The organism is Paenibacillus sp. OAE614, assembly GCF_040546645.1.
In the GTDB taxonomy this organism is placed as follows: Bacteria; Bacillota; Bacilli; order Paenibacillales; family Paenibacillaceae; genus Paenibacillus_AQ; species Paenibacillus_AQ favisporus.
In genome coordinates this window covers 6,601,485-6,626,169 of sequence record NZ_JBEPOD010000001.1, presented here as the reverse complement: position 1 = coordinate 6,626,169, position 24,685 = coordinate 6,601,485, and the positions used below count along the sequence as shown (strand labels likewise).

Here is a 24,685-nt window from a genome sequence, read left to right as displayed (position 1 = left end):
AATCATGAAATTTTTCATCGACACTGCAAACCTGGACGACATTAAAAAAGCATATAAAATCGGCGTTCTTTCCGGCGTAACGACAAACCCTTCTCTGGTTGCCAAAGAAGGCGTGAAGTTCGAAGACCGCATCGAAGAAATTTTGAAGGCTGTTCCTGAAGTGGAATCCGTATCGGCAGAGGTTACTCCAGATGCGGAAACTGCGGAAGATATGATCGCACAAGCCGATGAACTGATCAAAATCAACGGCGGAGACAAAAACATCACGATCAAGCTGCCAATGACGCTGGCTGGTCTTGAAGCTTGCCGTTACCTGACGGAAAAAGGCGTAAAAACGAACGTAACCCTGATCTTCACCGTGAACCAGGCTCTGTTGGCTGCACGCGCAGGCGCAACGTACGTATCCCCATTCCTGGGCCGCCTGGACGACATCTCGGAAGACGGCGTGCTGCTCGTGGCCAAAATCGCTGAGCTGTTCCGCGTTCATAACCTGGACACTCAAATCATCGCTGCTTCGGTTCGCCATCCGGACCACGTAACCCGCGTAGCGATGGCCGGTGCGCATATTGCTACCGTTCCATTCAGCGTCATCGCTCAACTGGTAAAACACCCGCTGACAGATCAAGGCATCGAGAAATTTGCTGCTGACTGGAAAAACGCAACGAAGTAATACCTTAATCAACAGCTAAATAAGCTTTATATTAGGATAAGAAGGCTTCCTTTCTGCCGGGCCGCGGCGGAGGGGGGCCTTTTTAGCTTTTAGAAGTGGATGTGCTCAAGAGGCCCGCGCCAAAGGATCCGAATCAAGGCCGGTGCAAAAATACCGCTGGCAGGGAAATCTGCAGTCGTGCAAACCGAAGGGAGCTGGTGCTGACCAAAGTTCGATGTGTAAAATTTTTGTTATAAGTAAATTTTCCCTTTCTTGGGAGGGGCAAAGGGTGTATGATATTTCGTACCTAATAAGACGACTGAGAAGACAACAGAATTTGGAGGACTCATGGATACACTTCCAAAGGCAATCATGAACGCACTTGATCAGCACGGTGTGGCAAGCGAAAGCGTGCTCTGCTGGCTGCTGTGCGACCGGGCCCTGGAGAACGGGTTCAGGGATACGTATGTACTTTTGACCCGTGAGGAGCTGTTGATCTTGTCCCATGACGAGGCGCCGGCGCGGGAGAAGACATACAGCGGGTACGCGGCAAACAATTCATTGAAAGGGCTTTCTCCGGAAAAAGAGGCCGACTGGGAGCTGGAGGCGCTGAAGGTTCGGGACATCGAATCGCTGAGCATCGTCAATCTGGTAGCCTCCGGCATGGTCGTCATCAAGGCACCGGAGGAGAGGGCCGTTGCCGCGTTCACAAACGGCGGCATGCGGAGCGCAGCCAGGCTGGCCAAAATTTTCGAGAAGCTGAAGAAAAGCGAAGAGCTCGGTCCGGAAGAGCTGCGGGACGACCAGGAGCGGGCCACATGCCCGAAATGCGGCATGATCTACCCCGAAGAGGGGCGCCAAGTTTGCCCCAAATGCATGAAGAAGCACGCCGTCTTCGGCAGGCTGCTATCCTTTGCGGGCAAGTATAAAGTTTCAATGTTCTGGATCGTGCTGTTTATGCTGCTGAACTCGGCGGCGGGATTGGTCATTCCTTATTTTCAAGGTACGCTGCTGTTCGACCAGGCATTGGGCGGCAAAGGCACGTTCGCAGGCCAAATCGGGCTGGTCATCGCCCTTATTATCGTGTTCCGGACGCTCTCGCTGTTGTTTGGGGTCATCTTCGGCGTCATCAACGCCAAGATGGCGGCGAATATTGCCTTTGACCTGAAGTCGAGCGTGTTCCATGCCATGCAGCGGCTTTCCTTAAGCTTCTTTGAGAAGAAGCAGACGGGGCAGCTGATGACCCGCATCAACAATGATGCGACCGAACTGCAGTATTTTTTCGTTGACGGCATTTCGTATTTCGTGGTCAACGCCATGAACATCATCGGAATCGTCACCGTTCTGCTGATCATGGATTGGAAGCTGACCCTGCTGTGCCTGCTTCCTCTCCCCTTCGTGTTCCTGCTCGTCCGCAAAGTATTTCCTAAGCTGTGGAGGCTGTCCATCAGGCGGCATAAGCGGGTCAGCGCGATGAATGCCATCATCAGCGACACGATCCGCGGCACGCGGGTGGTGAAGGCGTTCGGGAAGGAGCAGATGGAGAATGCCCGTTTTCAGCGGGCCAGCGGGGCTTTTTCCGATGCGGAGCAGTCTTTTAACAAAATGGGCGTAACCTTGTTTCCGGTATTGAACATTCTGACGCAAATTGGCGGCATTCTCATTTGGGCCTTTGGCGGCTGGAAGGTCATGCAGGGGGATTTTACGTTCGGTAAAGTCATGACCTTCATGAACTACATGCTCCTGCTGTACGGTCCGATCCAGTTTATGAACAATATTATGAACTGGTGGTCCTACTGTATGTCCGCGGCACAGCGGATTTTTGAAATCCATGACGCGGTGCCCGACGTAGTGGAAAAGCCGAACGCGATGCAGCTTACGGAAATGCAGGGAGAAATCCGCATATCGAACGTCACCTTCGGCTACGAGCCGAACAAGGCGATCCTGAAAGGGGTGTCGCTGCATGCAAGGCCCGGTCAAATGATCGGCGTCGTCGGGCACTCGGGGGCCGGAAAATCGACGCTGGTCAACCTGATTCCGAGGCTGTATGACGTCAATGAAGGAGAGATCCGGATCGACGGCATCCCGATCAAGGATGTGTCCATGGCGTCCCTCCGGACGCATATCGGCATCGTATCCCAAGACGTCTATGTCATGTCCGGAAGCATCGCGGAAAATATCGCCTATGCCGATCCGGACTGCACCTTGGCCGACTTGATTCACGCTGCCAAAGTGGCCGGCGCACACGACTTCATCGAGAAGCTGCCGGACGGCTACGATACCATTGTCGGGACCGGAGGGCATAACCTGTCCGGGGGCGAGAAGCAGCGGCTAAGCATTGCCCGGGCCATTTTGCACAATCCGAAAATACTGATTCTAGATGAGGCCACCGCCTCGCTCGATACGAAGACCGAGCTCCAAATCCAGGAGGCGCTCGATACGCTGATCAAGGGAAGAACGACGATTGCGATTGCGCACCGCTTGTCCACGCTAAGAAACGCCGACTATCTGGTCGTGCTGGAGCAAGGCAAGATCGTGGAGGAAGGGACGCATGAACAGCTGCTGGTGAAGGAAGGGGCTTACTACGACCTGGTCAAAAAGCATGACGAGGCGCTGAAGATGAATGAGGTGATTACGGCATGACGCTTAAGGATGTAAGTGTTAGCGAGATTCTAAGGCCCGAGGACGGCGGGAGCAGCCCTGGCCTCGCGGAGGCGGCGCAAATCCGTTATTTGGCCCCGGACGATACGGAGTTTACCCTGACGGAAGGCCATATGCTGAACGTGAAGGCGGGGGGCAAGGAGCACGCCGGAGTGTACGTGCACTGCTCTTTTCCGCATACGAATAAGCGGATCTACCTATCGGTTCGAACCGTCGAGAATGAGGAGATCGGGATGATCCGCTCCCTGGACGAGTTCCCGGAGGAAACGCAGCGGATGCTGGAGGAGCAGGTGGAGCTGCGGTATTTTGCCCCGGAAATCTCGAAGGTTCTCTCCGTCAAAGAAGAGTTCGGATATTCGTACTGGGATGCGGAAACCACATCGGGGCGCTGCCGCTTTACGGTTCGCGGCGGCGGAGGGAGCGTCAAACTGATGACCGCAAGCCGGCTGCTGATCGTGGATGTGGACGGCAACCGGTTCATCATCCCGCATCTGGACCGACTGAGCGACAAGGAATACAAGATGGTTGAGGTATGCATGTAGGTTGAACTTCGACGCCTGTCGATACAAGGACGGAGGTATTCATGAACCTTAATTTTACACTGCCGGAGCGCGAGCTGGAGGCCGCCTCGCAGGCTGTGGGGGAGCATATCCGCTACTGCGTGCCTGTCGATTTGACGCTGGGCGGGCAGCGGACGGAAGGTTATTTCATAATTGGAGAGCAGAAATGGGCTCTGCTGCTGGAGGGCCGTGTGGTCGACAGCCGTCTGATAACCGACGCGAAGGAATACAAGGTGGTGCCGCTGATCGGCAGTGCCGTGCTGGAAGGGGACGAGGCCGGCACCAAATTTATTCTTACGAGGCTGTCCATGAAGCACGCAGCGAGGTACGGTTATATCGCCCAAATTCTGAACGATCTGTCCAGGCAGCGGACAATCCGCATTTACAACGATGAAGAGGAGCCGGTCTGCGCCAGCTGCGGCGGTTCGCTCATTCCGGGAACGAGGGTGTGCCCGAAGTGCATGAACAAGGCAGCTGCTTTCAAGCGGCTGGTCTCGGTAGCGATGAATCACAAAAAAACCTTTGCGATCGGGCTTGCAGTGACATTTGCGGCTTCCGCCATATCGATGGCCGGCCCTTACTTTCAAAAGCTGCTGGTGAATTCCTCGCTGCAGCCCCCTCCCGGCCAATCACCGAGCGTTCCCGTGTTCATCTGGGCCATTCTCGGCCTGCTCTTCGTCCTCGTCGGCGGAGAGGGGCTCGGCATCATCAAAGGGCGGATCATGGCTGGGGTCAGCTCGCAAATCGCGGCCGACCTGCGCAAGCTGGTCTATGAGCGGATTCAGACCTTGTCCCTCGGATTTCTGACCACGCAGCGGGCCGGGGACATCATGAACCGGGTCACCTCGGATACGGACCGGATCCGCAATCTGGTCCAGGAGCTGTTTACGACGGCCGTCTTTCAGCTCATTATTCTCGTGTCCGCGAGCGTGTTGCTCTTCTCAGCCGATTGGCGCCTGGCTTGCGTTGTGCTGCTGCCGGCGCCGCTCGTCGCCTACATCCAGCGGTATATTTGGAAAGGCGTGCTGTGGAAGCTGTTCCGCAAGCAGTGGAGAGTGTACGACAAGGCAAATTCCTTCCTGCATGACGTGCTGAGCGGGATCCGTGTCGTCAAGGCGTTCGGCAAGGAAGAGCGCGAGGTGAAGCGGTTCAAACAGTACAACGCCGAGTTTGCTGCGGCGACCATCCAGACCGAGAAAGTATTCAGCATCCTGTCGCCGATCTCGAACTATTTGATCCAGATGGGGCAGTATCTCGTGCTCCTCATCGGTTGCAGTATGATTCTCGGCAAGCAGATGTCCCTTGGGGAGCTGGTGCAGTTCAGCGGTTACGCCGGGATGATATACGGGCCGATTGCGTGGCTGATGTTTATGCCGCGATGGCTGTCCAATGCGATTATTTCGGTGGACCGCATCTTCTCGGTGATCGATGAGCAGCCGGAGGTAATGGATTCCGAGGCGTCCGTCAAGCATTCGATTCAGGGAACGATTACGTTCCGGAATGTGATATTCGGCTACAAATCGTATGAGCCGGTGCTGAAAGAAATTAATGTGGAGATCAAGCCGGGGGAAATGATCGGTCTGGTTGGGCATTCCGGATCAGGGAAGTCGACGCTGATCAACCTCGTCTCCCGGTTCTATGACGTAAATGAAGGCGAGATCCTCATCGACGGAGTGGACATCCGCCGGATCGAGCAGGCGCATCTGCGCTCGCAGATCGGCGTCGTGCTGCAGGAGACATTTCTGTTCAGCGGCACGATCCTGGACAATATCCGGTACTCGAAGCCGGAAGCGACGTACGAGGAAGTGCTTGAGGCGGCGAAGATCGCCAATGCGCATGATTTTATCCTGCGCCTGCCGGACGGCTATGATACACGCCTGGAGGAGAACGGCGGCAACCTGTCCGGCGGAGAGCGGCAGCGGCTGGCGATTGCCCGGGCGGTGCTGAACGACCCGCGGATCCTGATCCTCGACGAGGCGACGGCCTCGCTCGATATCGATACGGAGAGCGCCATCCAGGAGGCGCTGCAGCGGGTCACGCGCAACCGGACGACGCTGGCGATCGCGCATCGCCTGTCTACGCTGCGGCATGCCGACCGGCTGATCGTCCTCGACAAGGGCGAGATTGCCGAAATCGGCACGCACGCCGAGCTTGTGGCTAAAAGAGGGATCTACTACAACCTCATCACCGCGCAGCGAAACATGTCCAAGAAGGCAGAGGCGGTGGGGTAGACCGGTGGGGGGGATGGCTGCGCCGGGTGGCCTAGATCGATGTATGTGAAAAATGTATAGTTGTTAATCGCACTCCGACTCTACTACGTAGAGCCGGAGTATTTTTGTTTTAGTACGGGATGTCTTGGCAATTGTACTTATTGCGAATGTATCCGAATGAGGAAGGATCACAGCTAGTTATCTAGCTTTGCTTCTCCTTCATAAAGAGACCGATCAGCAAAAGAATCACCCCGGTCAAAAAGAACAGCGGAATCAGGAGCATCATGAGGCCGATGGCGGCGAACCCGTCATGGGCGATCCAGTCCCCATATATCAACGCAACGAGCCACGAAAATACAAATGCGATCGGCAGCATAGTCGTGATTCCCCACACCATGTATTTTCTTTTCGCCGATTTCCCCCGGCTGAGCTCAAAGGCTAAACTTAACGCAGCGAGTACGATGATCGCTCCGACGACTAATGCCATTGGTATCCCTCCTGGTAGTTAATTGTCTTATTTTTTGCTTGTCATAGATGAACTGCATGGCGACAAAGCTTAGGATGACCTGCTGATCCAAATTATAGCTTATGAATAGAACGCTTTAACATCCGAAGGGTTGGTTAAAAAATGGTTTTTCGCTGAATCGCAAAGGTAAAATCATCCATTTGTTGAATAGTATTTCAGTAAGGCCTTGGGCCAAGAAGCCTATTCTCGTAGGGGAGGAATACACATGGCGCGCCGATGGGTAAATTCGCCGTACGCCTTTGCGCTGGGGATGTTTGCGATGATGGTTCCGAGTCAGGCATTCAGTTCGTTTTACAGCTATTTTTACGTGGAAAAGCTGGGACTCGGCGTCGGGCTCGCCACGCTCGCCAGAACCATTTTCCTGATCTGGGATGCGGTAAACAATCCGCTGTTCGGCTATTGGTCGGACCGGACCGAAACGCGCTACGGCCGGCGCAGGCCGTGGGTATTTGCCTCCATTCCGCTGTTTATGCTTACCTTCGTGTTGGTCTTCTCCCCGCCGGGAGGATTATCGCAAAACGGGCTGTTCACCTGGTTTCTGGTGACGCTGGTGCTGTATGAGGCGGTAGCGACCGTTCTGTGGGTCAACTACGGGGCGCTGTTTCCCGAGCTGTTCCGCGGCGACCGGATCCGGGCCAAAGTCTCCGCCATCCAGCAGGGCTATCAGGTGCTGGCTCTTCTCATCGCCACTGCCCTGACGCCTATCATTTACGCGGCGATCAACCTCTCCAATATGGCGATCGTGTATGCTTTCGTGTTCGGCATCTGCATGCTCATCTGCATGCTTAGCGTGCGGGAGCAGCGGGACCCTGGCAATGCGGAACCGATGAAGCTGGGCGCCGCCTTTAAGGAAACGCTCAGCAACAAGAAGTTTTGGGTCTTCAACATTTCCAACTCGTTTGCCCAGACCGTGAACGGACTGGTCAGCTCCATGATCCCGTTCTATGCCAAATACGTGCTGCGGATTTCGGAGGGGCAGGTGTCGATTCTGCTGGCGGCCGTGTTTGTATCGGTCATTCCGCTCGTGGGCGTATGGTACTGGATCGTCCGCCGGATGGACGGCGTGAAAGCCTGGCGGCTGTCGCTCATCCTGTACGGTCTGTCGGTCATTCCGCTCTGGTTCGGCTACAACCTGGTGAGCGGCGTGGCAGCCGGCATTGCGGTAGGTTTTGGTTTGGCCGGTTTCCTCGTCACGCCGGCGATGGTCAGCGGACGTATTATCGACGAGGATGCGGAGCGGACCGGGCGGCGGCGCGAGGGCATTTATACGGCAGTCAGCGGGTTCATTACCCGGTCAAGCGGGCTGATTTCGGCGCTGGCTTTTTACGTAGTCGGCCTGATCTTTGGTTATGAAAGTGGTGACAATCCGGGATCGAATCCGGAAGCGACGTTTCGTTACCTGATCAGTGTCGTGCCGTTATGCTTATTGGTCGTATCGGTTGTGATATCTTTTATGGCTCGGTTTGATTTTCATATGACGGGGAAAGGAGAGGTGAAGCATGGCCAAGAGGCTCATCATCAACTGTGACGATTTCGGGCAGAGCCCGGCGATGAACCGGGCCATCATGCATCTGCTCGAGGAGGGCAAGGTCTCCTCGGCGACGATCATGGCGGTGGCGCCCGGTTTTGAAGAGGCGGCCGACTGGGCTGCGCGCCGGCAGCAGCCTAATGTGGGGCTGCACCTGACCTTGACGAGCGAGTTCGACGCCCTGCGCTGGAGCAGTCTGACCGGGCACCCGTCGCTGCATGACGCCGAGGGCAAGCAGTACCGGACGGTCAGGGAATTTGAGCTGGGTGCAGAGACGGGCGCTGTCGTGAAGGAGATCGACGCCCAGTACGAACGGGTCAAGCAGGCCGGCATCCGTATCAGCCATGTCGACAATCACATGGGCAGCCTGTACGGTATGGAGACGGGGCGCAGCCTGCTGCCCCAGACCTTTTGGAAAATTTCACGCTGGGGCCTGCCTTCCCGCTTTTTCCGCTACATCCACCCCGATGACCCGCTCCTTCGTTCGCTGAGCGGCATTGAACGCCCAGTAGCCAAAGCGGCGGCGTTGGCGGACACCTTCGGGGTGCCGATCCCCGATTATCTGCTGTCCCATCCCTTCGGATTGGTGGAAGGGGAAACGTATGACAGCTTCAAACGGTCGATCATTGCCAAGCTGTACGCCCTGCCGGAAGGGGTATCAGAGACCTACATTCATCCCGGCGCAGAGGATGCGTGGATGCTGGCCAACATTCCGCAGTGGGAGAAGCGGGTGTGGGAGTTCCGGCTGCCCTTTGATGACGACTTTGCGTACGGCTTGAAGGACGCAGGTGTAGAGCTGACCCATTACGGCTATGTCCAGGAGCATTTGAGACGGCCGCGCTTCAGGTCGGCTTTCCGGCTGATCCGGGAGCTGACCCGGAAATAGGGCGGCGGATTAGAGGGCACGGCAGCCGGTTGTGCGGAGAGGCTAGGGCTTCGATTTTTCGGCATAAATATGATCCTTTCGTGCATAGAAAACAGCCCTTCGCACACGATTGCGAAGGGCTGTATTGGCTTGTCCGGTTTATTGTTCGCTGCCCGCTGAGAATCAACGGTTCTATAAACCGCTCAAGCCGAGTTTAGATGTCCGACCAGTTCCGGTCGCCCGTCAGGAACTTCTCCGTCAGGATCGACAGCAGCTGAATGCCGACTTCGTTTTCCCCGCCTTCGGGAATGATGAGGTCGGCGTATTTTTTGGATGGCTCGATAAAGGCCTCGTGCATCGGCTTTACCGTCGCCAGGTACTGCTGGTGAATCGACTGGATGCTGCGTCCGCGTTCCTCAATGTCGCGCAGGACGCGGCGCAGAATGCGGACGTCCGGATCGGTGTCGACGAACACCTTGATGTCGAGCATCTCGCGCAGCTTCTCGTCCGAGAGGACGTGAAGGCCTTCGATGATGACGATATTGTTCGGCGTCAACTCCACCTTGTCGACTGAGGAGCGGGCGTGAACCGTAAAGTCGTACACCGGCGCGTAAGCGGTTTGGCCTTCTTTTAACTGGCTCAAATGCTCGATAAGTAGTTCATTATCAAAGGCGAACGGATGATCATAGTTGATCAGCTCCCGTTCCGCCAGGCTAAGATGAGGGTTGTCCTTGTAATAATTGTCCTGGGAAATGAAGGTGACCTTTCCCGAACCGAGACGATCGATGACCGAACGGGCCACCGTCGTTTTGCCGGAGCCAGTGCCGCCGGCGATACCAATAATAAGCATGACGAGTCGTGTACCCCCTAAATGAATTGCCACCTGCAACTATAACCCAAGTATTGTAGCACAGCTGCTGCTTTTTTTCACCTTATCGGGGTTATGAGAAAAATGGTAAGGTAGTTGAGTGAGCAAGGCGAGCGCAATGGAAAAACTTGTTAAGGATGAGTTAGCAAACCTTGTTGAGGATAGCTTCTTATTGGTTGCAGGCACGGGCAGGAAATAAAACGGTAACGGGCGAATGTAAGTAAGATTAAAAATTACTAAATTGACTTTGTAAACAAAGGAAGGTTGATGATTGTGCCACTCGTAGATATGCCGCTGTCCCAGTTGAAGCAGTATGAAGGAAGAAATCCGAAGCCGGATGATTTTGATACATACTGGTCGCAGGCACTGGAAGAAATGCGGGCTGTTGATCCGCAGGTAGAACTCGTTCCAGCGGATTTTGAAGTGCCGTTTGCCGAATGCTTTTCGCTGTATTTCACCGGGGTGAACGGCGCGAGAATTCATGCCAAATATGCCAGGCCAAAAGGGGCTGCCCAGCCTCACCCGGCCGTGCTGCAATTTCACGGTTATACGGGAGACAGCGGGGATTGGATGGATAAAATGGTCTACCCGGCGATGGGTTTCTCCATCGCGTCGCTGGACGTCCGCGGCCAAGGCGGCTTGTCCGAGGATAAGGGTGGTGTGGTCGGCAACACGCACCATGGACATATTATCCGCGGCCTAAGCGACAAAGACCCGCACAAGCTGCTTTTCCGTGACGTGTTCCTGGACACCGCACAGCTGGCGGCGATCGTGATGGGCTTCCCGGAGGTCGACGCAGACCGCGTGGGGGCGACGGGCTGGTCGCAGGGCGGAGCACTGACGATTGCGTGCGCCGCGCTGGAGCCGAGAATCAAGAGGGCGGCCCCGGTATATCCGTTCCTGAGCGATTATAAGCGGGTATGGGAGATGGATCTCAGCGTTCATGCGTACGAGGAACTCCGTACCTATTTCCGCAAGTTCGACCCGCAGCATCAGCGCGAGGACGAAATTTTCACCAAGCTTGGCTATATTGACATTCAGAACCTGGCTTCGCGCATTGAGGCCGACGTCATGGTTGGCGTAGGACTGATGGACACGATCTGCCCGCCATCGACCCAGTTCGCCGCCATTAACAAAATGAAGTCGCCTGTGAAGCTTGAAATCTATCCGGATTTCGGCCACGAAGGTCTCCCTGGCCTGAACGACAAGATCGTGCAGTTTATGAAGGGGCTCCAGCAGGAATAGTCGCGTATCATAGCCGCAGATGATAGCGGTGGATTGATTGGCTAGCTCTTAGGCTGTAAAAGAGGCTGCGTTTCATTCCGGCGTTGCTGTAATCGGATGCATGGCATCGTTCGGCAACCGGCTGTCATTGAGCGGATTTTTTGCACTCCTTTGTTTTTCTAACCTACATGCTCCTTAATCAAAGGCATTTCTTGAGGCTAAATATCGGCCAGGGAATGCCTTTTGGCGTCTGTTTAATGGTACGGGTTACGGAAATGGACAGTTTTTAGAATGGGGGTACGACCGGACAGAAAAAAATATCGAATTTTGGCGGCTCAGTTAACTTTCGTTAATTGTTGGTGCCTGTTTGCCTTGCTACGATAGGGATGCCTTTTTGATCCCGATTCAAAAGACCTAGACGGAAAGACTCATGCCGGCTTGGGGTTGGGACAATTTTCATATCCGAAAGAGCAAGGAGAGATAGGAAATGCACCGATTAAGAAAGCTAAGTCTGGGAGCCGTGCTTATGTTCGGCCTGCAGCAGCTGTACCCGGTGGCGGCATTTGCCGAAATTGCAGTGGAGCCACAGGAGGACCCGTTTGTTTTTTATGTTAGCGACAACGATTATGGCGAGGGATACAAGCTGAGGGTTAGATCCTATAACGATCAGGAAGACCTTTTGCACGAGGAGACCAGCGAGAACCCGCCGAATGAGCCTTTCGTCATTTCCATTAATCCGTACGAAAATCCATGGATTCCGCACGTTGATCTGGATGACCCGCATCCAATTACGTTCCGGGTGGAGACGATTAAAATGAACGGCAGCGGTTCGGAAGGGGATGGAGCATCCCCTGAGACCTCTGGCGGCACCGGCGGATCGAGCGGAGCAGATAGCGGCAGTGAAGAGCCGGGCAACCCTAGCGGCGAAGTCGGCGACGGCACCGGCGGAAGTGAAAGCGGCGAAAGTGAAACCGGAGATGCGGGGCAAGGCGATCCGATTCCCGGGAACTCCGGGGAGCCTGAAGGTTTGCCTGGAATCGGTATCGAATCGATTAGCTCCGATGTACCTCAAGGGGATAGCACAAGTGTGGCGGCGGTTCCCGGCAATGAAAACAGCGAAGAGATTGTGGACAGCGTCGATTATACGTGGAGCCCAATGGCGACCGTCGAAGGGGATATCCCTGCTGCACCCGGATCGGTGGACGACCTGAGAGTGTTGGTAGCGAGCGGAGACAGCCTCGGGACCTCCGTAAGCGAAGGCGATGAAGGATTTAAATACGATGAAGAAACACACATGGTCCATTATAAGGTAAGCCTGCCGAAGGGCGGACCCTACCTTGTGGAGGCCTCAGTTGACGGTGACCCTTATGGATCAGCTCTGGTGAAGCCGGTTACCGGGGTGAACCGTTTCCCAAGTAAAACGCTGCTCGAGGGCAACGAGATACATACTTACTTTGAAGTAGACGCTGATCATCTTGTCCCGTACACTGTAGAACAACTAAATGGGATGGACGGCAGCTTGAATGCGGCCGATGGACAGGCGGTCGATTTCGGCGGGCAAACCTATAATACGTCCAAGGAGGTCGAACTTCCGTTCGAATTTCCGTTTTATGGGGAGAAGCATGGCCAGATCTGGATCGATATCAACGGAGGAATTTATTTTGACAATTATTTCACTCCGGGTCCAGAGAATTATCCAGATGTAGATGCACCGCCTGCTCTGCAGGCCTATGTATCCGGTCTGAGGCTGAATCCTAACGATCCCGGTTCCAAAATCCTGACGAAAACGATCGGGGAGGAAGGGGACCGGAAGTTTATCGTCCAATGGAACAATATGTATTTTTATAACGCCGATGCCCCGATTACGTTCCAGGCGATTCTATTCGAAAATGGGGATGTCCAATATCAGTATCCGAATATCACGATAGAAAACCTCGAATACGATGACGGCGAGGCTTCAACGATCGGCATTCAAGCCGCTCAGGGCTTGTCCCTAAATTACCTCCTCTATTCGCATCGCATGTCCATGATCGAAAGCAACCAGGCGATCCGCTTCAGCCCGGTAACGGTCTCGGACGAGAATCCCTCCGATCCCGGTCATGGCCAGTACACAGTGACTTACAACGGTAATGGCAGCACAGCAGGCGAAGTCCCTGTAGACGAACAAGCTTATGGTACTGAGGATAGCGTAACCGTTCAGGGGAACTCCGGCGGCCTTAAGAAGGATGGGTACGATTTTGCCGGGTGGAGCCGGCATTCGGACGGAAGCGGTATGCTGTATAAGGAAGGCGACACCATTTCGGTCGGTTCGGAAAATATAACGCTCTATGCGGTATGGGCACCGGTAACTCCTCTAGGTAACGGTAGCGATAATGGGAACGGCGGAGGAGGAGATAACGGCTCCGGCGGAGACGGCGGTTCAGGTGGCGGAGGGGATCATGGCTCCGGCAATAACGGCGGTGGAAGTAACGGTGGAAATAATAGCTCGGGCGGCAGCGGCGGATCGAATAACGGCGGCGGCAGCACTGGCGGCTCAATCACGCCAGCGTCTTCGGGAAACGCCAGCGTTCCTTCGCCGATCGTGGTGAACGGTAAGTCTTACGATGATGTGCTTCAAACGACGGCTTCTACCAATAACGGGCAGACGTCCGTAACGGCGGTCCTTGATTCGTCGAAGCTGCAGGCCATGCTGAGCCAGGCCGGACCGGGACAATCCGTCACCATTCCGGTCATGCAGGCGGCAAATACAACGACGGTGGGGCTGACAGCAGAATCGCTGAGGGTTCTGGAAAACGGCGCCAGTCAGCTGGTGATCCAAACCGCAAACGGAAGTTATCAGATTCCGGTTTCTGAGATCGGCACGTCAAGACTAACCCGGCTCTTCCAAGCTTCAGGTGATGTTACGGGCATGAACGTCCAGATCACCATCGCCGGGTATGAAGCGGCAAAGGCAGCACAACTGCAGGCAGCCGCCCAAAAGATGGGGCTGCAGCTGGTGACCGGACCGGTCGATTTCCGGATTGCCGCTTCGTTCCAGGGTCAAACCTTAAACGTTAGCCCGCACAGCACTTATGTGCAGCACGTCCTGCCGATTCCGGCAGCAGGTGAAGGTATTGTGTCTACGGGAGTCATGCTGGACGAGAACGGAACCGTGCATCCGGTGCCTACCCGGTTGACCGGGGAGAACGGCAGCCGCAGTGCGGTCGTGAGCAGCGTAACCGGCGGTACGTTCGCCTTGGTTGCCTACAGCACAACCTTCAGCGATGTGAGCGGGCATATCCAAGAGGTCGTACAAAGCCTCGCGTCCCGCTTGATTCTGCAGGGAACGGGGGATGGCCGATTCAATCCTGACCATACGATTACCCGCGCAGAATTTGCGGCCATTCTGGTTCGCGCGTTAGGGCTTGTCGGCGGAGGCCAATCAAGCAGCTATGCCGATGTGAAGACGGGCGACTGGTATACGGAGGCCGTCACCCTCGCCCAAAAATACGGTATCGTGAACGGTTACAGCGACGGCACGTTCCGCCCCGGCCATACGATTACCCGCGAGGAGGCGCTGGTCATGTTCAACCGGGCCGGTAAGCTGACCCGCCTGAAATCCGGTGCCGATCAGGAAGGCTTAGGCCAAGCATTGTCCGTATTTACAGACAGCCAGGCTGTGTCGGGCTGGGCGGCCCAGGCCGTGGCCGAAGCGGCTCAGAACGAGCTCTTGAACAGCCTTGGCGCTCAGCTGCAGCCGAAAAAAGAGATCACCCGAGCGGAAACGGCTGAGATCCTTCAGCGTCTGCTGGAGAAGTCAGGCCTCATCTGATCTTATAAACACTATAGAACATGCAGAGGCAGCTGCCGGGAATATCCCGGCAGCTTTTTTGTTCCAGCTGCTGGGGCTCAGTCCATACCCACCAGCGCTTCAAGTTGAGCCCAAATGGCGCCGCGGGCGAATCCCCCATGATAACAAATGACGTTCTCGATCTCGTAATTCAGATACCTCTGCAGCGAACGTACCGCCGCGTCCATATCCGGCGTGGAAGGGCGGTGGGGTCCCATCAGCTTGCCGTTAACGCTGAACATCGCATCCCCGGCAACCAGCGTTTGGCTCCGGTGCAGATACAGACTGAGGTGTCCCGGCGTATGTCCCGGTGTATAGATCACCTCGATTCCTCCGCAATGGGGCAGCACCTGCCCGTCTTCCAGCGTGTGATCGACCCTGCCCTTAGGCAGGTTGGCGATCAGGATGGAGACGATCTGCGTGCGCTCACCTTCCGGCAAGCTTTCCAGCTGCCAGGCCATGTGCTCCATTGTGGCCTTCATTAGTGGGAGCTCGCCTTCGATATACGGCTTCTCCAACGGGTGGGCGTATACGGTGATGTTGAATCCGGCTTCCTCCAGAATCTCCGGCAGGCTGCCGATATGATCGATATCCTGATGGGTCAGCAATATTGCCCGCAGTTGCTCTGCCGGAACGCCGTGCCGCTCCATTTCGTTCCGGATCTGCCCCCACTGGCCGGGCGTACCGGTATCGATCAGCACCGCGTCTTGTCCGTCCCAAACAAGCGTAGGGTGTAACGTTTGGGGCCCGCCAAATCCGTCAATCTGCAGTTCCAGCATGATTGCACCATGTTCAATGATCAAGGGAACACCTCCTTTATAGTCAGTTCATAGCGAATGGGCTGCGAAGATACATCTCCCTAACAGAATAACGATCGAAGCGGGCGTAAAGATACGTGAACAGCGCGCCGCTCGAAAAAAACATTCCCGGACCAGGCAGCGAAGGGACCGGACAACACATAAAAAAAAGCGGCAAGGCCCATGGGCCTCCCGCTATACTCGCAAAACGTTAGGATTTTTTCTTGTCGGAGCCTCCAAAGTTCAGACCGAGCTCGCCGTCATGGCTGCCCACATTGCCGCCGACCTTAAAGCTGACGCCTTTACCGCCGCCAACCTGCGCTCCGGCATGCGCTCCAAGACCGTGATCGCCGCCCACATGGGCACCTGCGCTGACGCCGGCCCCCTGCCCGCCGCCAACCTGGCTGTTCACATAGGCGCCGACGCCGTGGTCTCCGCCAAGCTGGGCTTCCGTATTCAAGCCGATTCCCTGCTTGATGCCGACATGACCGTCGGCATGGACGCCCAAGCCATATTTGCCGCCCAGTTGGGCGCCGGTATCGAAGCTGAGGCCGTGGCTGCCGCTGACTCCGGCTTCACCTTGCATGCCAAGTCCGTAAGACTCGCCGCCGACATGCGTGCCGGCTTGGGTGCTGACGCCGGTGCTGTCCATCTGGCCACTGGCGCTGACTCCAACGCCGTGCTTGCCGCCGATTTCCATCGAGGTGTTCATCTGAACACCTTTTGTGGATTCGGCTTTTTGCTCACCCTTTACGGATTCGCTTTTCACAGGTTCTTCTTTTGTGGCCTTTTCCTTGACAGGTTCACTTTTTGCCGCTTCACTTTTCATGGGAGCTTCCTTTACGGCCTCAGGTTTGACTGCCGTATTCTCGGGCTTTGCCAGCTCCGTTTTCTCGGTAGCAGGATTAATCTTGAATTTGTAGCCTTGGGGCGTAGGTTCAACCCGGTTCCAATCATAGGGAAACGGTTGTGGAGCGATGGGGGCAAACGGATAAGGATAGGAGTTGAGCTGCCCGTTCGTGTCATATGCGTAGTACGTGCGGTAGGGAACCGGATAGACGTACTGGGGCCACGTATAGGGAAGGGCGTATGGATAAGAGGATCGCTGGTTGTAAGCATAAGCATACGGGTCCACGCATGGCTGCCAGCACGGCCCGTACGGATGTCCATTCGTAATCATGGGGAACCTCCATATTTGAATTTAATACTATAACCTATTCACATGGAGCCCGAGGTGACACCCGCCTATGGGTTGTTTCTTCGAAAGAGAAGATGTATTATTTCCGAGCCTCGCTAAGGTGCCTATTTCGCTTGTCTCTCACACCCCCGTATATGACGTTTGTCATACTCCCTACCTGATGTTCATGACTACTCGGTGACGGTTTGGTTTTCTATACTTAGGTATAAGACGTCCTCGGATGCCCCGAGTATGACGGCATGCTTCATTCAGGGAGGAAGACAGATGAAAACACAAACCAAGGTCACCAATCTAAAAAAAGAAATGGCCCCCTATGAGAAAAGCAATACGAAATCGAGCATCATGCAGGTTGTAACAACCCTAGGACCTTTGTTACTGCTCTGGTACGCCGCATATTTAAGCTTATCCGTATCATATTGGATAACGATTCCTATAACCCTTATTGCTTCCGGATTCGCCATTCGGACCTTTATTATTTTTCACGACTGCTGTCACTATTCTTTCTTTCAGAATCGGCGGGCCAATGAAATCATCGGTATGATTACAGGGATTCTGACGCTTGTTCCGTATCAGCAGTGGAAGAACGAGCACTCCATTCATCATGCCACGAGCAGCAACTTGGATAAACGGGGGATCGGCGATATGTGGGTGATGACCGTGGATGAATATGCCGCGGCGTCATGGACGAGGAGACTCGCTTACCGTTTCTATCGCCACCCGGTTGTTATGCTCGGACTCGGGCCGATCTTCGTGTTTGTCATATCGTACCGTTTTAACCGTAAAGGAGCGAAGCGGAAGGAGCGCATCAACACCCATGTGACGAATGCAGCGATCGTCGGTTTGTATGCAGCAATGTGCTGGGCGGTAGGCTGGGAGGCGTTCCTGATGGTACAGCTCCCGATTTTATTCGTATCCGGGATGCTGGGCATTTGGCTGTTTTACGTGCAGCATCAGTTTGAAGATTCCTACTTTGAAAATGAGGACGAATGGAGCTACGTAAAAGCTGCGGTGGAAGGAAGCTCATACTACAAGCTGCCCAAGGTGCTGCAGTGGATTACAGGCAATATCGGTTTCCATCATGTTCACCATTTGAGCCCGAAGGTGCCCAATTACAATTTGGAGAAGGCGCATAATTCGACGCCGCCGCTTCAGAAGGCTACGACAATTACGCTCGCGACGAGCTTGGCCTCTCTTAAATTCCGGCTGTGGGATGAGGAGAACAAAACATTTGTCAGCTTTAAGCAGATCAAACTTGGTCGGCGGCAAACCGAGCGTGGAGCTAAACCGATCAAAGCCGGCAGAGCAAGCATACAAGGGGAATAGCGCTGTTATCCGGCGTTTATGATAAACTACAAGGAAAAACTATCGTTCGTACGTCGGGGGGCAGCGGCCTTGCAGAAATGGTATCAAATTTTCCACAGGAGCACAGGACTGAGTCCTTATGTATGGGTCATCTTTTATATTGTCCCTTTTTACTTCATATTCCGTTCTTCGTCCACGGTTCATGTGGTGTTTGGCACTCTGATGATTCTGGCGTTCTTCGGCTGCTATGTGTTGTCGTTTGTATCCAAGGGCTGGTGGTTGTATTTTTGGACGTCCATTCAGATTCTGATATCCTTGGCCATGACCCTGATCTTCGGATATGTCTATTTCGCGCTCTTCGTTGCGTTCTTTATCGGAAATATTCATCACTGGGTTGGATTCGTTACGCTGTATACGATTCACCTCGTCACGACAATGGTTACGGTGAATTATGAATATGTGACGCAGAATCCCGTCATGATTACCCAAATTCCGTTCGTTCTGATCAGTCTGATTGCGGTGATTCTGCTGCCTGTCACCACATACTATCGGAACAAGCGAGGGAAACTTGAGGTACAGCTGGAGGATGCGAATAAGCGGATTTCCGAACTGGTGAAGCTGGAGGAACGTCAAAGGATTGCCCGCGACCTTCATGATACGCTCGGTCAGAAGCTGTCCCTTATCGGGCTGAAGAGTGATTTGGCCGGCAGATTAATCAGCACAGACCCGGCTCAGGCGCAGTCCGAGATCAACGATGTGCGTCAAACGGCAAGAAACGCTTTGAAAGAAGTGCGGGACATGGTCACGCAGATGCGCGGCACGCGCCTCGAAGATGAGATGTTCCGCATCAAGCAGATCCTTAAAGCGGCCGAGATTGAATTTGTCATGGTAGGAGACCCGATACTCAACAATACCTCGCTTCTGGTTGAAAATGTGCTGAGCATGTGCCTGAAAGAAGCGGTGACGAATGTAGTCAAACACAGCGGCGCCACCGTCTGCTCGATCGTCATCGAGTCGTCTGCAACCGAGCTGACGATGAAGATCATCGACAACGGGATTGGAATCCAGACGGACTCGGTCCTGGTCAGAGGAAGCGGTCTGCGCGGAATGAAAGAACGGCTGGAGTTCGTAAACGGCAGTATGGAAATCGCCGCGGGCGAAGAGCATGGCACGAAGGTGGTCATTAAAGTGCCGAACGCCGTTAAACACCCGGATAAGGAGGTCGTCATATGATCCGAATCGTTATAGCCGAGGACCAACGAATGGTGCGGGGCGCGCTTGCCTCGCTGGTCAATCTGGAACACGATATGCAGGTTGTGGGCCAAGCGAGCAACGGCGAGGATGCCGTGAAGCTGGTTCAGCAGCTGAAGCCGGATGTTTGTATCATGGATATTGAAATGCCGGGGAAAAGCGGTCTGGAAGCGGCCGAGGAACTGAAAGGCAGCGGCTGCAAGGTGATGATTCTGACGACCTTTGCACGCTTTGGCTATTTCGAGCGGGCCATTAAGGCCGGGGCATATGGATATTTGTTAAAAGACAGCCCCAGCGAAGAATTGGCAAGTTCCATTCGGAGTATCGTGGCGGGCAGACGGATTTATGCGACAGAGCTCGTCGACGATGCTTCCGGGCAAGAGAACCCGCTTACCCCACGGGAAAAGGACGTGCTCGGCCTGATTGCCGATGGCAAGAACACAAAGGAAATCTCCAGTCAATTGGATATCACGCAAGGAACGGTCCGGAACTACATTTCCGTCATTCTGGATAAGCTTCAAGTCACGAATCGGGTGGAAGCCATCACGCGCTTTAAAGAGAAGGGCTGGTTCAAATGATTCGATCCCGATGGCCCCTTGGAATGGATTTTGGATGAACCTTAAGGTTTGCCGGGTCCGTTTCCAGGGGGCATTTTTGTATTGGACCCTGTAGCCGTTGGAGCTGCCGGAAAGCTCATCGAGATCACAGCCCCGCCTTCCTGCCGGTTGCCTGCGGCAATGATCCCGCCGCAACGCTCCACAATCGCCCGCGAGATCGCCAGCCCCAGGCCGGACTCCCCGTCCTTGCCCTTTACGAACCGATGGAAAAGAAAAGGGAGAAGCTCATCCTGAATGCCGGGCCCGTCGTCGCTGATGGTCATTTCGATCCGACCCTCCACGACCTTGGCGTGTACATTCATTTGCTCAACGGCATAGCGGGCGGCGTTGGACATGATATTCAGCAGCGCCTGAAGCAGCTTGTCCCGGTCGGCAACGACCTCGAACGGCCCGGACGGCGGGGCGTAATCGATCTGCAGCCGGATCCCTTTCTTGACCAGCAGCGGATTCATGCGTTCCGAAGCTTCGGTGATCAGTTCCTTCAGGGACACAGCGTTCTTGCGGAATACATCTTCCTCGCTGTCCAGCTTCGCAAGCAGGGTCATCTCCGTCACCAGCTTCTTGAGCCTGCCGCTTTCGCTGATGATGATATCGAGGCCTTTGCGGATGCGCTCACCTTCAAATACCCCGTCACGAATGCCTTCCGCATAACCCGCGATGGACATCAGCGGGGTTTTCAGCTCATGCGACGCGTTTTGGAAAAACTGCTTCTGCACATGGTTAAACCGGTCCAGCTCCCCGGCCATGTCATACACGGACTCCGCCACGGAGCCGATCTCGCCCCCGGCTCTGACGAAGCGGACCTCGGAAAACCGGCGCTCCTTGACCTTGATCAGCTCCTCCTGCAGGCTCATGAGCGGTCTGATCAGCTTCTTTGTAATAAACAGGCTGAAAGCGACCATGAACGCGCCTCCGACGCCGAAAATAATCAGCAGCCGCTTCAGCAGCGCCTGTTCAATCGTTTTGACGCGGCTTAACGGCGTAAGCAGCGTAAGCGTTCCCTGCGGCATGACGCTCACGGACGTAATAAACCTCTTGTCCGTCCCGTCTACGATGTCCTTAAAGACCTGCTCGCCGGAAACGCCTTTTACAGCCTCAGTGATTTTCATGGCACTGTTCGGAGCGGTTACAGGCATGCTTTTCCCCTGGATATCCGTGAAAATGGCCGCAACTCCGCTGGTTTCCGCCATTTTAACCGGCAGGGCAGGGGCTGTGGACAGCTCCGCCGCAACGGTTTGAATGCTGTCGACCCGCAGCTTGGCGGATATGACGGCGCCCATAGCCTTCAGGTCCTCCTTCTGGGAGCCGATCAGGTGGTCCAGCAGGACGAAATGGATCACCACGGCCGTAACGGACAGGACCAGCAGCAGTGCGATCCCGAAGGCCAAATTAATCTGATGCACGAGCTTCATCGTGAGCGTCTCCTCCTTCGTGTCTTAACCGGTAGCCATGTCCCCAGATGGCTTCGATCGGCACATGCTCCAGCTTTTTACGCATCCGTTTGATCAAGTGGTCGACCGCCCGGTCGCTGCCGAAATAATCGTCACCCCAGACCCGGGTCAGCAGCTCGTCCCGCGTGAAGGCTCGGTTCGGATGCTCGGCCAGCACCTGAAGCATCGCGAACTCCTTGCTGGTCATGTCCACTTCTTCCCCGTGCCAGAATACGCGCCGTTCGTCGGGGATCAGCTGCAGCCCTCCCGTTTCGATCCGGGCCGGATGGGACAGGCCCGCTGCGGCATCGCCGGATCCGCTCAGCTTGTACCAGCGCTGGAGCTGCCGTCTGATACGCGCGACGAGCTCGCGGGGGCTGAATGGCTTGACGAGGTAATCGTCGCTGCCCAGCTCCAGGCCCAATATTTTATCAACCTCGTTGTCTTTGGCCGAGATCATGATGATCGGCACTTCCGCCTCCTGCCGGATCCGCCGGCAAAATTCGTAGCCGTCCATGCCCGGAAGCATGATATCCAGGACCCACATGTCCGGCGGTGACGTCCGCCACAGATTCCAGGCTTCCTCGGCGCTGCCGAGGCCGACCGTGCGGTAGTTTTCTTTTTGTAAATACGCCTCGACAAGATCCCTTATATGCTCATCATCATCGACCACGGCGATGACGTAACTGTTGATCATCCCATGTACCTCCCGGATTGGAAATTCATCTCCAGTATATCAAGCGGGCGCCTGCGTATGGAGCTCTGCCATTGTTTTTCCATAATTTCACCGGCGGGCTGCCACAATCGTTCCGTAGACTGGGACATGTAACACCCTATCCGAATTAAAGGAGTGCTGAATCAATGATTCGAAACGCATGGTTTAAAAAGACGGTCGCCTCTGCGCTGCTCATGTCCGCCGTAGCGGCCCCGGCCGTAACAAATGCAGACGCGAGTGAACAGCCCCAGGTTCCTTCCGATGTTCCAGCCAAGGTGGCTGCGATACCGGCAATCAAGGGAGCGGTTATAAAATCCGCCATAGCAGATCCGCTCGAGCTGGCCCAAAAATATGCGCCGGACACCGTAGAGGACTGGAAGCAGACATTGGAGCAGTTCAAAAAGGTGGCGGGAGAAGGTCCACGCTTCTTCAGCGTAATCAAGGCGGTTCCGGTGGAAGAAGCAGCGAAAGTAAAAGCGGGCGAAGCATCTCCGGTTACGGAGACGCTTCAGCCGGCAGCGGCAATTCCGGGGGAGAAGATCCGGATTGAAATCCTGGATAAGCTGAAGGACAAGGCGGCCGAGGTGCTGGGTCAGGCAAAGGATCTGGAGCTGGCCGATGTGCCGGGTCAGATCAAGGTGTTCGATAAAGCCGAAGTGCCAGGCCAGATCCTGGAATTGGACAAAGCTGAGGTATTGGGCCAGATCAAGGAGCTGGTGAAATCCGAAGCGGCGGAACAAGCCAAACCTGTGGATGAGGCCAAGGCGCTCGGACCTGCCAAGGTCATCATCTCCAAGCTGGGGGACCTGAAGGCAGAGGCTGCTAAGACTGAGCCGGCGGCGGCAGGCGACTCAGAGCATTCCAAAACTTTGAGCATTGCCGTCAGCAAGGAAGCAAGCGAGTCCGCCATTGCTTTTATGAAGGCCCACATCGCTTTGCATGACGCCGTGGAGTCCAAGGACGAGGCAGCCATCAAGGACGCGCTCGCCAAGCTGCTCGTTCAATACAAGGCGCAGATCAAGGAGCTTGAAGTGGCGGCTCAATCTTAATTGTTTCATTGAGCAGTCCATACAGACACATACAGGAGATATGAAGGCAGTCCCTGCTTCAGCACCGGCTGGAGCGGGGCTGTTTGCGTGCGCAAAAAATTTTGCATCTTCCTTTCAAGATTTAGTATGCTAAAGACAGCAAACAACGATCGTTGTTGAACATGCCACGTGAACGGCCGGACTTATGCATCGTCCGGTTGCAATGCGCGAGTTGAAAGGGAGTCGGTCCGGACGAATGAATACGGGTAAAACATTGGCAGAAGCAGGCAAGCAGGCAGAATATGTATTGGGAGGGCACGGCCCCCGAAATCTGGAAGTGCTGAAGGAGGCCTTCCGGGAGGTGGACGGGTCCCTTGGTGGCGATGCCTACGGCAAAGGCAAGGTAATTGAGGATTTTCAGAACAAGATGGCGGCGTACCTGGGAAAGGAATCGGCCGTCTTTTTCCCGAGCGGGACGATGGCCCAGCAGATCGCGCTGCGGATCTGGTGCGATGAGAAGCAGGTGAAGAAGGTGGCATACCACCCGCTGTGCCACCTGGAAATCCACGAGGAAGACGGTTTGAAAGAGCTGCATCATATTGAACCGGTGCTTCTGGCGGACAAGGATCGCCTGATCCGGCTGGAGGACGTTCAGCGGATGCCGGAGGACGTCTCCTGTCTCCTGCTGGAGCTGCCTCAGCGCGAAATCGGCGGCCAACTGCCGGACTACGGCGAGCTCGAAGCGATTTCCGCCTATTGCCGCGAAAAGGGCATTCGCCTGCATCTCGATGGAGCGAGACTGTTCGAGGTCACGCCTTACTATGGAAAAACCGCCGCGGAAATCTGCTCGCTTTTTGACAGTGTCTACGTTTCTTTTTATAAAGGCATTGGAGGCATTTCCGGTGCGATTTTGGCAGGAAGTCAAGATTTTACAGAGAATTCAAAGGTATGGAAAAGACGGCACGGCGGGGATCTGTTCAGCCTGTATCCGTATGTAGTCAGCGCCGATTACTATTTTGACCGGCGCATTGGACGGATGGAGCAGTATTATGAGGAAGCCAAAGAGCTTGCAGCGCTGTATAACGAATGCCACGGCGTCACCACAAGGCCGGCCGTTCCCGTATCGAATATGTTTCACGTCCATATCCAGCTTGGCAAAGAGCGGCTCGAAGGGCTGCTGGTGGATATCATCAGCGAAACAGGCATTCAATTGAATCATTATGTGAAAGATAACGGGGATTCGGAGTCCTCCTATGAAGTCAGCATCGGGGACTTGTACGCCAAGGTGCCCAAAGAACGGATCCGGGACACGTTTCGGGCACTTGACCGGAAGCTGAAGGAAGAGCTGGGCTAAGAAAGGGTCAAACTGTTGAGGATGGGATTCTCAATGGACCGGAAGGCGGCATAAGTTAAAAGGGGGGCCTGTC

19 protein-coding genes are annotated in these 24,685 nt (G+C 55.0%); 13 read left to right on the top strand and 6 right to left on the bottom strand.

Features of this window, described 5'->3' with window-relative positions:
• Positions 1-4 precede the first annotated feature (4 nt).
• From fsa to ABIE48_RS30280, 4 genes are all read left to right on the top strand, one after another.
• Entirely contained in the window at positions 5-670 is a 666-nt protein-coding gene (gene fsa, locus ABIE48_RS30295) for a fructose-6-phosphate aldolase (protein WP_192716121.1), read from the top strand.
• Between the two features lie 327 nt (positions 671-997).
• Positions 998-3,292, top strand: a complete 2,295-nt coding sequence (locus tag ABIE48_RS30290) for an ABC transporter ATP-binding protein (RefSeq protein WP_145027245.1) — start codon at positions 998-1,000, stop codon at positions 3,290-3,292.
• Positions 3,289-3,852 (top strand): DUF1854 domain-containing protein, encoded by a 564-nt coding sequence (locus ABIE48_RS30285; protein WP_192716120.1) that lies wholly within the window; start codon positions 3,289-3,291, stop codon positions 3,850-3,852. The genes ABIE48_RS30290 and ABIE48_RS30285 overlap by 4 nt, the downstream gene beginning before the upstream one ends.
• A 41-nt stretch (positions 3,853-3,893) precedes the next feature.
• Positions 3,894-6,101 (top strand): ABC transporter ATP-binding protein, encoded by a 2,208-nt coding sequence (locus ABIE48_RS30280; RefSeq protein WP_192716119.1) that lies wholly within the window; start codon positions 3,894-3,896, stop codon positions 6,099-6,101.
• 181 nt (positions 6,102-6,282) lie between these two features.
• On the opposite strand, the gene ABIE48_RS30275 is transcribed toward ABIE48_RS30280, so the two are convergent.
• Positions 6,283-6,567 carry a hypothetical protein gene (locus tag ABIE48_RS30275; protein WP_089549330.1) on the bottom strand — a complete coding sequence of 95 codons (285 nt, stop codon included), beginning with the start codon at positions 6,565-6,567 and terminating at the stop codon, positions 6,283-6,285.
• A 244-nt stretch (positions 6,568-6,811) separates the two neighbouring features.
• Here ABIE48_RS30275 and ABIE48_RS30270 point away from each other — a divergent pair, with 244 nt between their 5' ends.
• Both ABIE48_RS30270 and ABIE48_RS30265 read left to right on the top strand, forming a co-directional pair.
• Positions 6,812-8,134 (top strand): MFS transporter, encoded by a 1,323-nt coding sequence (locus ABIE48_RS30270; RefSeq protein WP_192716118.1) that lies wholly within the window; start codon positions 6,812-6,814, stop codon positions 8,132-8,134.
• Entirely contained in the window at positions 8,106-9,020 is a 915-nt protein-coding gene (locus ABIE48_RS30265; protein ID WP_192716117.1) for a polysaccharide deacetylase family protein, read from the top strand. The genes ABIE48_RS30270 and ABIE48_RS30265 overlap by 29 nt, the downstream gene beginning before the upstream one ends.
• 193 nt (positions 9,021-9,213) lie before the next feature.
• On the opposite strand, the gene udk is transcribed toward ABIE48_RS30265, so the two are convergent.
• Entirely contained in the window at positions 9,214-9,849 is a 636-nt protein-coding gene (gene udk / locus ABIE48_RS30260) for a uridine kinase (RefSeq protein WP_089549327.1), read from the bottom strand.
• 291 nt (positions 9,850-10,140) lie between these two features.
• Between udk and ABIE48_RS30255 the strand changes: the two genes are divergently transcribed.
• Both ABIE48_RS30255 and ABIE48_RS30250 read left to right on the top strand, forming a co-directional pair.
• Positions 10,141-11,112, top strand: a complete 972-nt coding sequence (locus tag ABIE48_RS30255; protein ID WP_116233159.1) for an acetylxylan esterase — start codon at positions 10,141-10,143, stop codon at positions 11,110-11,112.
• A 466-nt stretch (positions 11,113-11,578) separates the two neighbouring features.
• On the top strand, positions 11,579-14,902 hold the full coding sequence (locus ABIE48_RS30250; RefSeq protein ID WP_192716116.1) for an S-layer homology domain-containing protein: 3,324 nt from the start codon (positions 11,579-11,581) through the stop codon (positions 14,900-14,902).
• A gap of 77 nt (positions 14,903-14,979) precedes the next feature.
• Here ABIE48_RS30250 and ABIE48_RS30245 read toward each other — a convergent pair whose 3' ends face one another.
• Together ABIE48_RS30245 and ABIE48_RS30240 are read right to left on the bottom strand one after the other, a co-directional pair.
• Positions 14,980-15,723 (bottom strand): MBL fold metallo-hydrolase, encoded by a 744-nt coding sequence (locus ABIE48_RS30245; RefSeq protein WP_483312673.1) that lies wholly within the window; start codon positions 15,721-15,723, stop codon positions 14,980-14,982.
• 205 nt (positions 15,724-15,928) lie between these two features.
• The gene (locus ABIE48_RS30240) at positions 15,929-16,897 is read right to left on the bottom strand and encodes a hypothetical protein (protein WP_145027233.1); all 969 of its coding nucleotides are present in this window, start codon (positions 16,895-16,897) and stop codon (positions 15,929-15,931) included.
• 282 nt (positions 16,898-17,179) lie between these two features.
• Here ABIE48_RS30240 and desA point away from each other — a divergent pair, with 282 nt between their 5' ends.
• The 3 genes from desA to ABIE48_RS30225 all read left to right on the top strand — a co-directional run bounded on the left by desA (position 17,180) and on the right by ABIE48_RS30225 (position 20,046).
• Positions 17,180-18,238, top strand: coding sequence for a Delta(5) desaturase DesA (desA, locus tag ABIE48_RS30235; protein WP_145027231.1), 1,059 nt, complete (start codon positions 17,180-17,182; stop codon positions 18,236-18,238).
• Between the two features lie 69 nt (positions 18,239-18,307).
• A complete protein-coding gene (locus tag ABIE48_RS30230) occupies positions 18,308-19,450 on the top strand; it encodes a sensor histidine kinase (protein WP_145027229.1) in 1,143 nt (380 codons plus the stop codon).
• Positions 19,447-20,046, top strand: coding sequence for a response regulator transcription factor (locus ABIE48_RS30225; protein ID WP_089549322.1), 600 nt, complete (start codon positions 19,447-19,449; stop codon positions 20,044-20,046). The genes ABIE48_RS30230 and ABIE48_RS30225 overlap by 4 nt, the downstream gene beginning before the upstream one ends.
• A gap of 41 nt (positions 20,047-20,087) precedes the next feature.
• Here the strand turns inward: ABIE48_RS30225 and ABIE48_RS30220 are convergent, their stop codons facing one another.
• Both ABIE48_RS30220 and ABIE48_RS30215 read right to left on the bottom strand, forming a co-directional pair.
• On the bottom strand, positions 20,088-21,497 hold the full coding sequence (locus tag ABIE48_RS30220; protein ID WP_192716115.1) for a sensor histidine kinase: 1,410 nt from the start codon (positions 21,495-21,497) through the stop codon (positions 20,088-20,090).
• Entirely contained in the window at positions 21,475-22,212 is a 738-nt protein-coding gene (locus ABIE48_RS30215; RefSeq protein WP_145027225.1) for a response regulator transcription factor, read from the bottom strand. Before ABIE48_RS30215 ends, ABIE48_RS30220 begins: the two co-directional genes overlap by 23 nt.
• A gap of 164 nt (positions 22,213-22,376) precedes the next feature.
• Here ABIE48_RS30215 and ABIE48_RS30210 point away from each other — a divergent pair, with 164 nt between their 5' ends.
• Both ABIE48_RS30210 and ABIE48_RS30205 read left to right on the top strand, forming a co-directional pair.
• Positions 22,377-23,279 (top strand): hypothetical protein, encoded by a 903-nt coding sequence (locus ABIE48_RS30210; RefSeq protein WP_145027223.1) that lies wholly within the window; start codon positions 22,377-22,379, stop codon positions 23,277-23,279.
• A gap of 235 nt (positions 23,280-23,514) precedes the next feature.
• The gene (locus tag ABIE48_RS30205) at positions 23,515-24,612 is read left to right on the top strand and encodes a threonine aldolase family protein (RefSeq protein ID WP_145027221.1); all 1,098 of its coding nucleotides are present in this window, start codon (positions 23,515-23,517) and stop codon (positions 24,610-24,612) included.
• The last annotated feature ends 73 nt before the right edge of the window (positions 24,613-24,685 follow it).

Bases quoted from the DNA above. Each gene is read 5' to 3' on its own strand.
- fsa (WP_192716121.1), top strand. From the start codon at position 5: ATGAAATTTTTCATCGACACTGCAAACCTGGACGACATTAAAAAAGCA.
- ABIE48_RS30290 (WP_145027245.1), top strand. From the start codon at position 998: ATGGATACACTTCCAAAGGCAATCATGAACGCACTTGATCAGCACGGT.
- ABIE48_RS30285 (WP_192716120.1), top strand. From the start codon at position 3,289: ATGACGCTTAAGGATGTAAGTGTTAGCGAGATTCTAAGGCCCGAGGAC.
- ABIE48_RS30280 (WP_192716119.1), top strand. From the start codon at position 3,894: ATGAACCTTAATTTTACACTGCCGGAGCGCGAGCTGGAGGCCGCCTCG.
- ABIE48_RS30275 (WP_089549330.1), bottom strand. From the start codon at position 6,567: ATGGCATTAGTCGTCGGAGCGATCATCGTACTCGCTGCGTTAAGTTTA.
- ABIE48_RS30270 (WP_192716118.1), top strand. From the start codon at position 6,812: ATGGCGCGCCGATGGGTAAATTCGCCGTACGCCTTTGCGCTGGGGATG.
- ABIE48_RS30265 (WP_192716117.1), top strand. From the start codon at position 8,106: ATGGCCAAGAGGCTCATCATCAACTGTGACGATTTCGGGCAGAGCCCG.
- udk (WP_089549327.1), bottom strand. From the start codon at position 9,849: ATGCTTATTATTGGTATCGCCGGCGGCACTGGCTCCGGCAAAACGACG.
- ABIE48_RS30250 (WP_192716116.1), top strand. From the start codon at position 11,579: ATGCACCGATTAAGAAAGCTAAGTCTGGGAGCCGTGCTTATGTTCGGC.
- ABIE48_RS30240 (WP_145027233.1), bottom strand. From the start codon at position 16,897: ATGATTACGAATGGACATCCGTACGGGCCGTGCTGGCAGCCATGCGTG.
- desA (WP_145027231.1), top strand. From the start codon at position 17,180: ATGAAAACACAAACCAAGGTCACCAATCTAAAAAAAGAAATGGCCCCC.
- ABIE48_RS30225 (WP_089549322.1), top strand. From the start codon at position 19,447: ATGATCCGAATCGTTATAGCCGAGGACCAACGAATGGTGCGGGGCGCG.
- ABIE48_RS30220 (WP_192716115.1), bottom strand. From the start codon at position 21,497: ATGAAGCTCGTGCATCAGATTAATTTGGCCTTCGGGATCGCACTGCTG.
- ABIE48_RS30215 (WP_145027225.1), bottom strand. From the start codon at position 22,212: ATGATCAACAGTTACGTCATCGCCGTGGTCGATGATGATGAGCATATA.
- ABIE48_RS30210 (WP_145027223.1), top strand. From the start codon at position 22,377: ATGATTCGAAACGCATGGTTTAAAAAGACGGTCGCCTCTGCGCTGCTC.
- ABIE48_RS30205 (WP_145027221.1), top strand. From the start codon at position 23,515: ATGAATACGGGTAAAACATTGGCAGAAGCAGGCAAGCAGGCAGAATAT.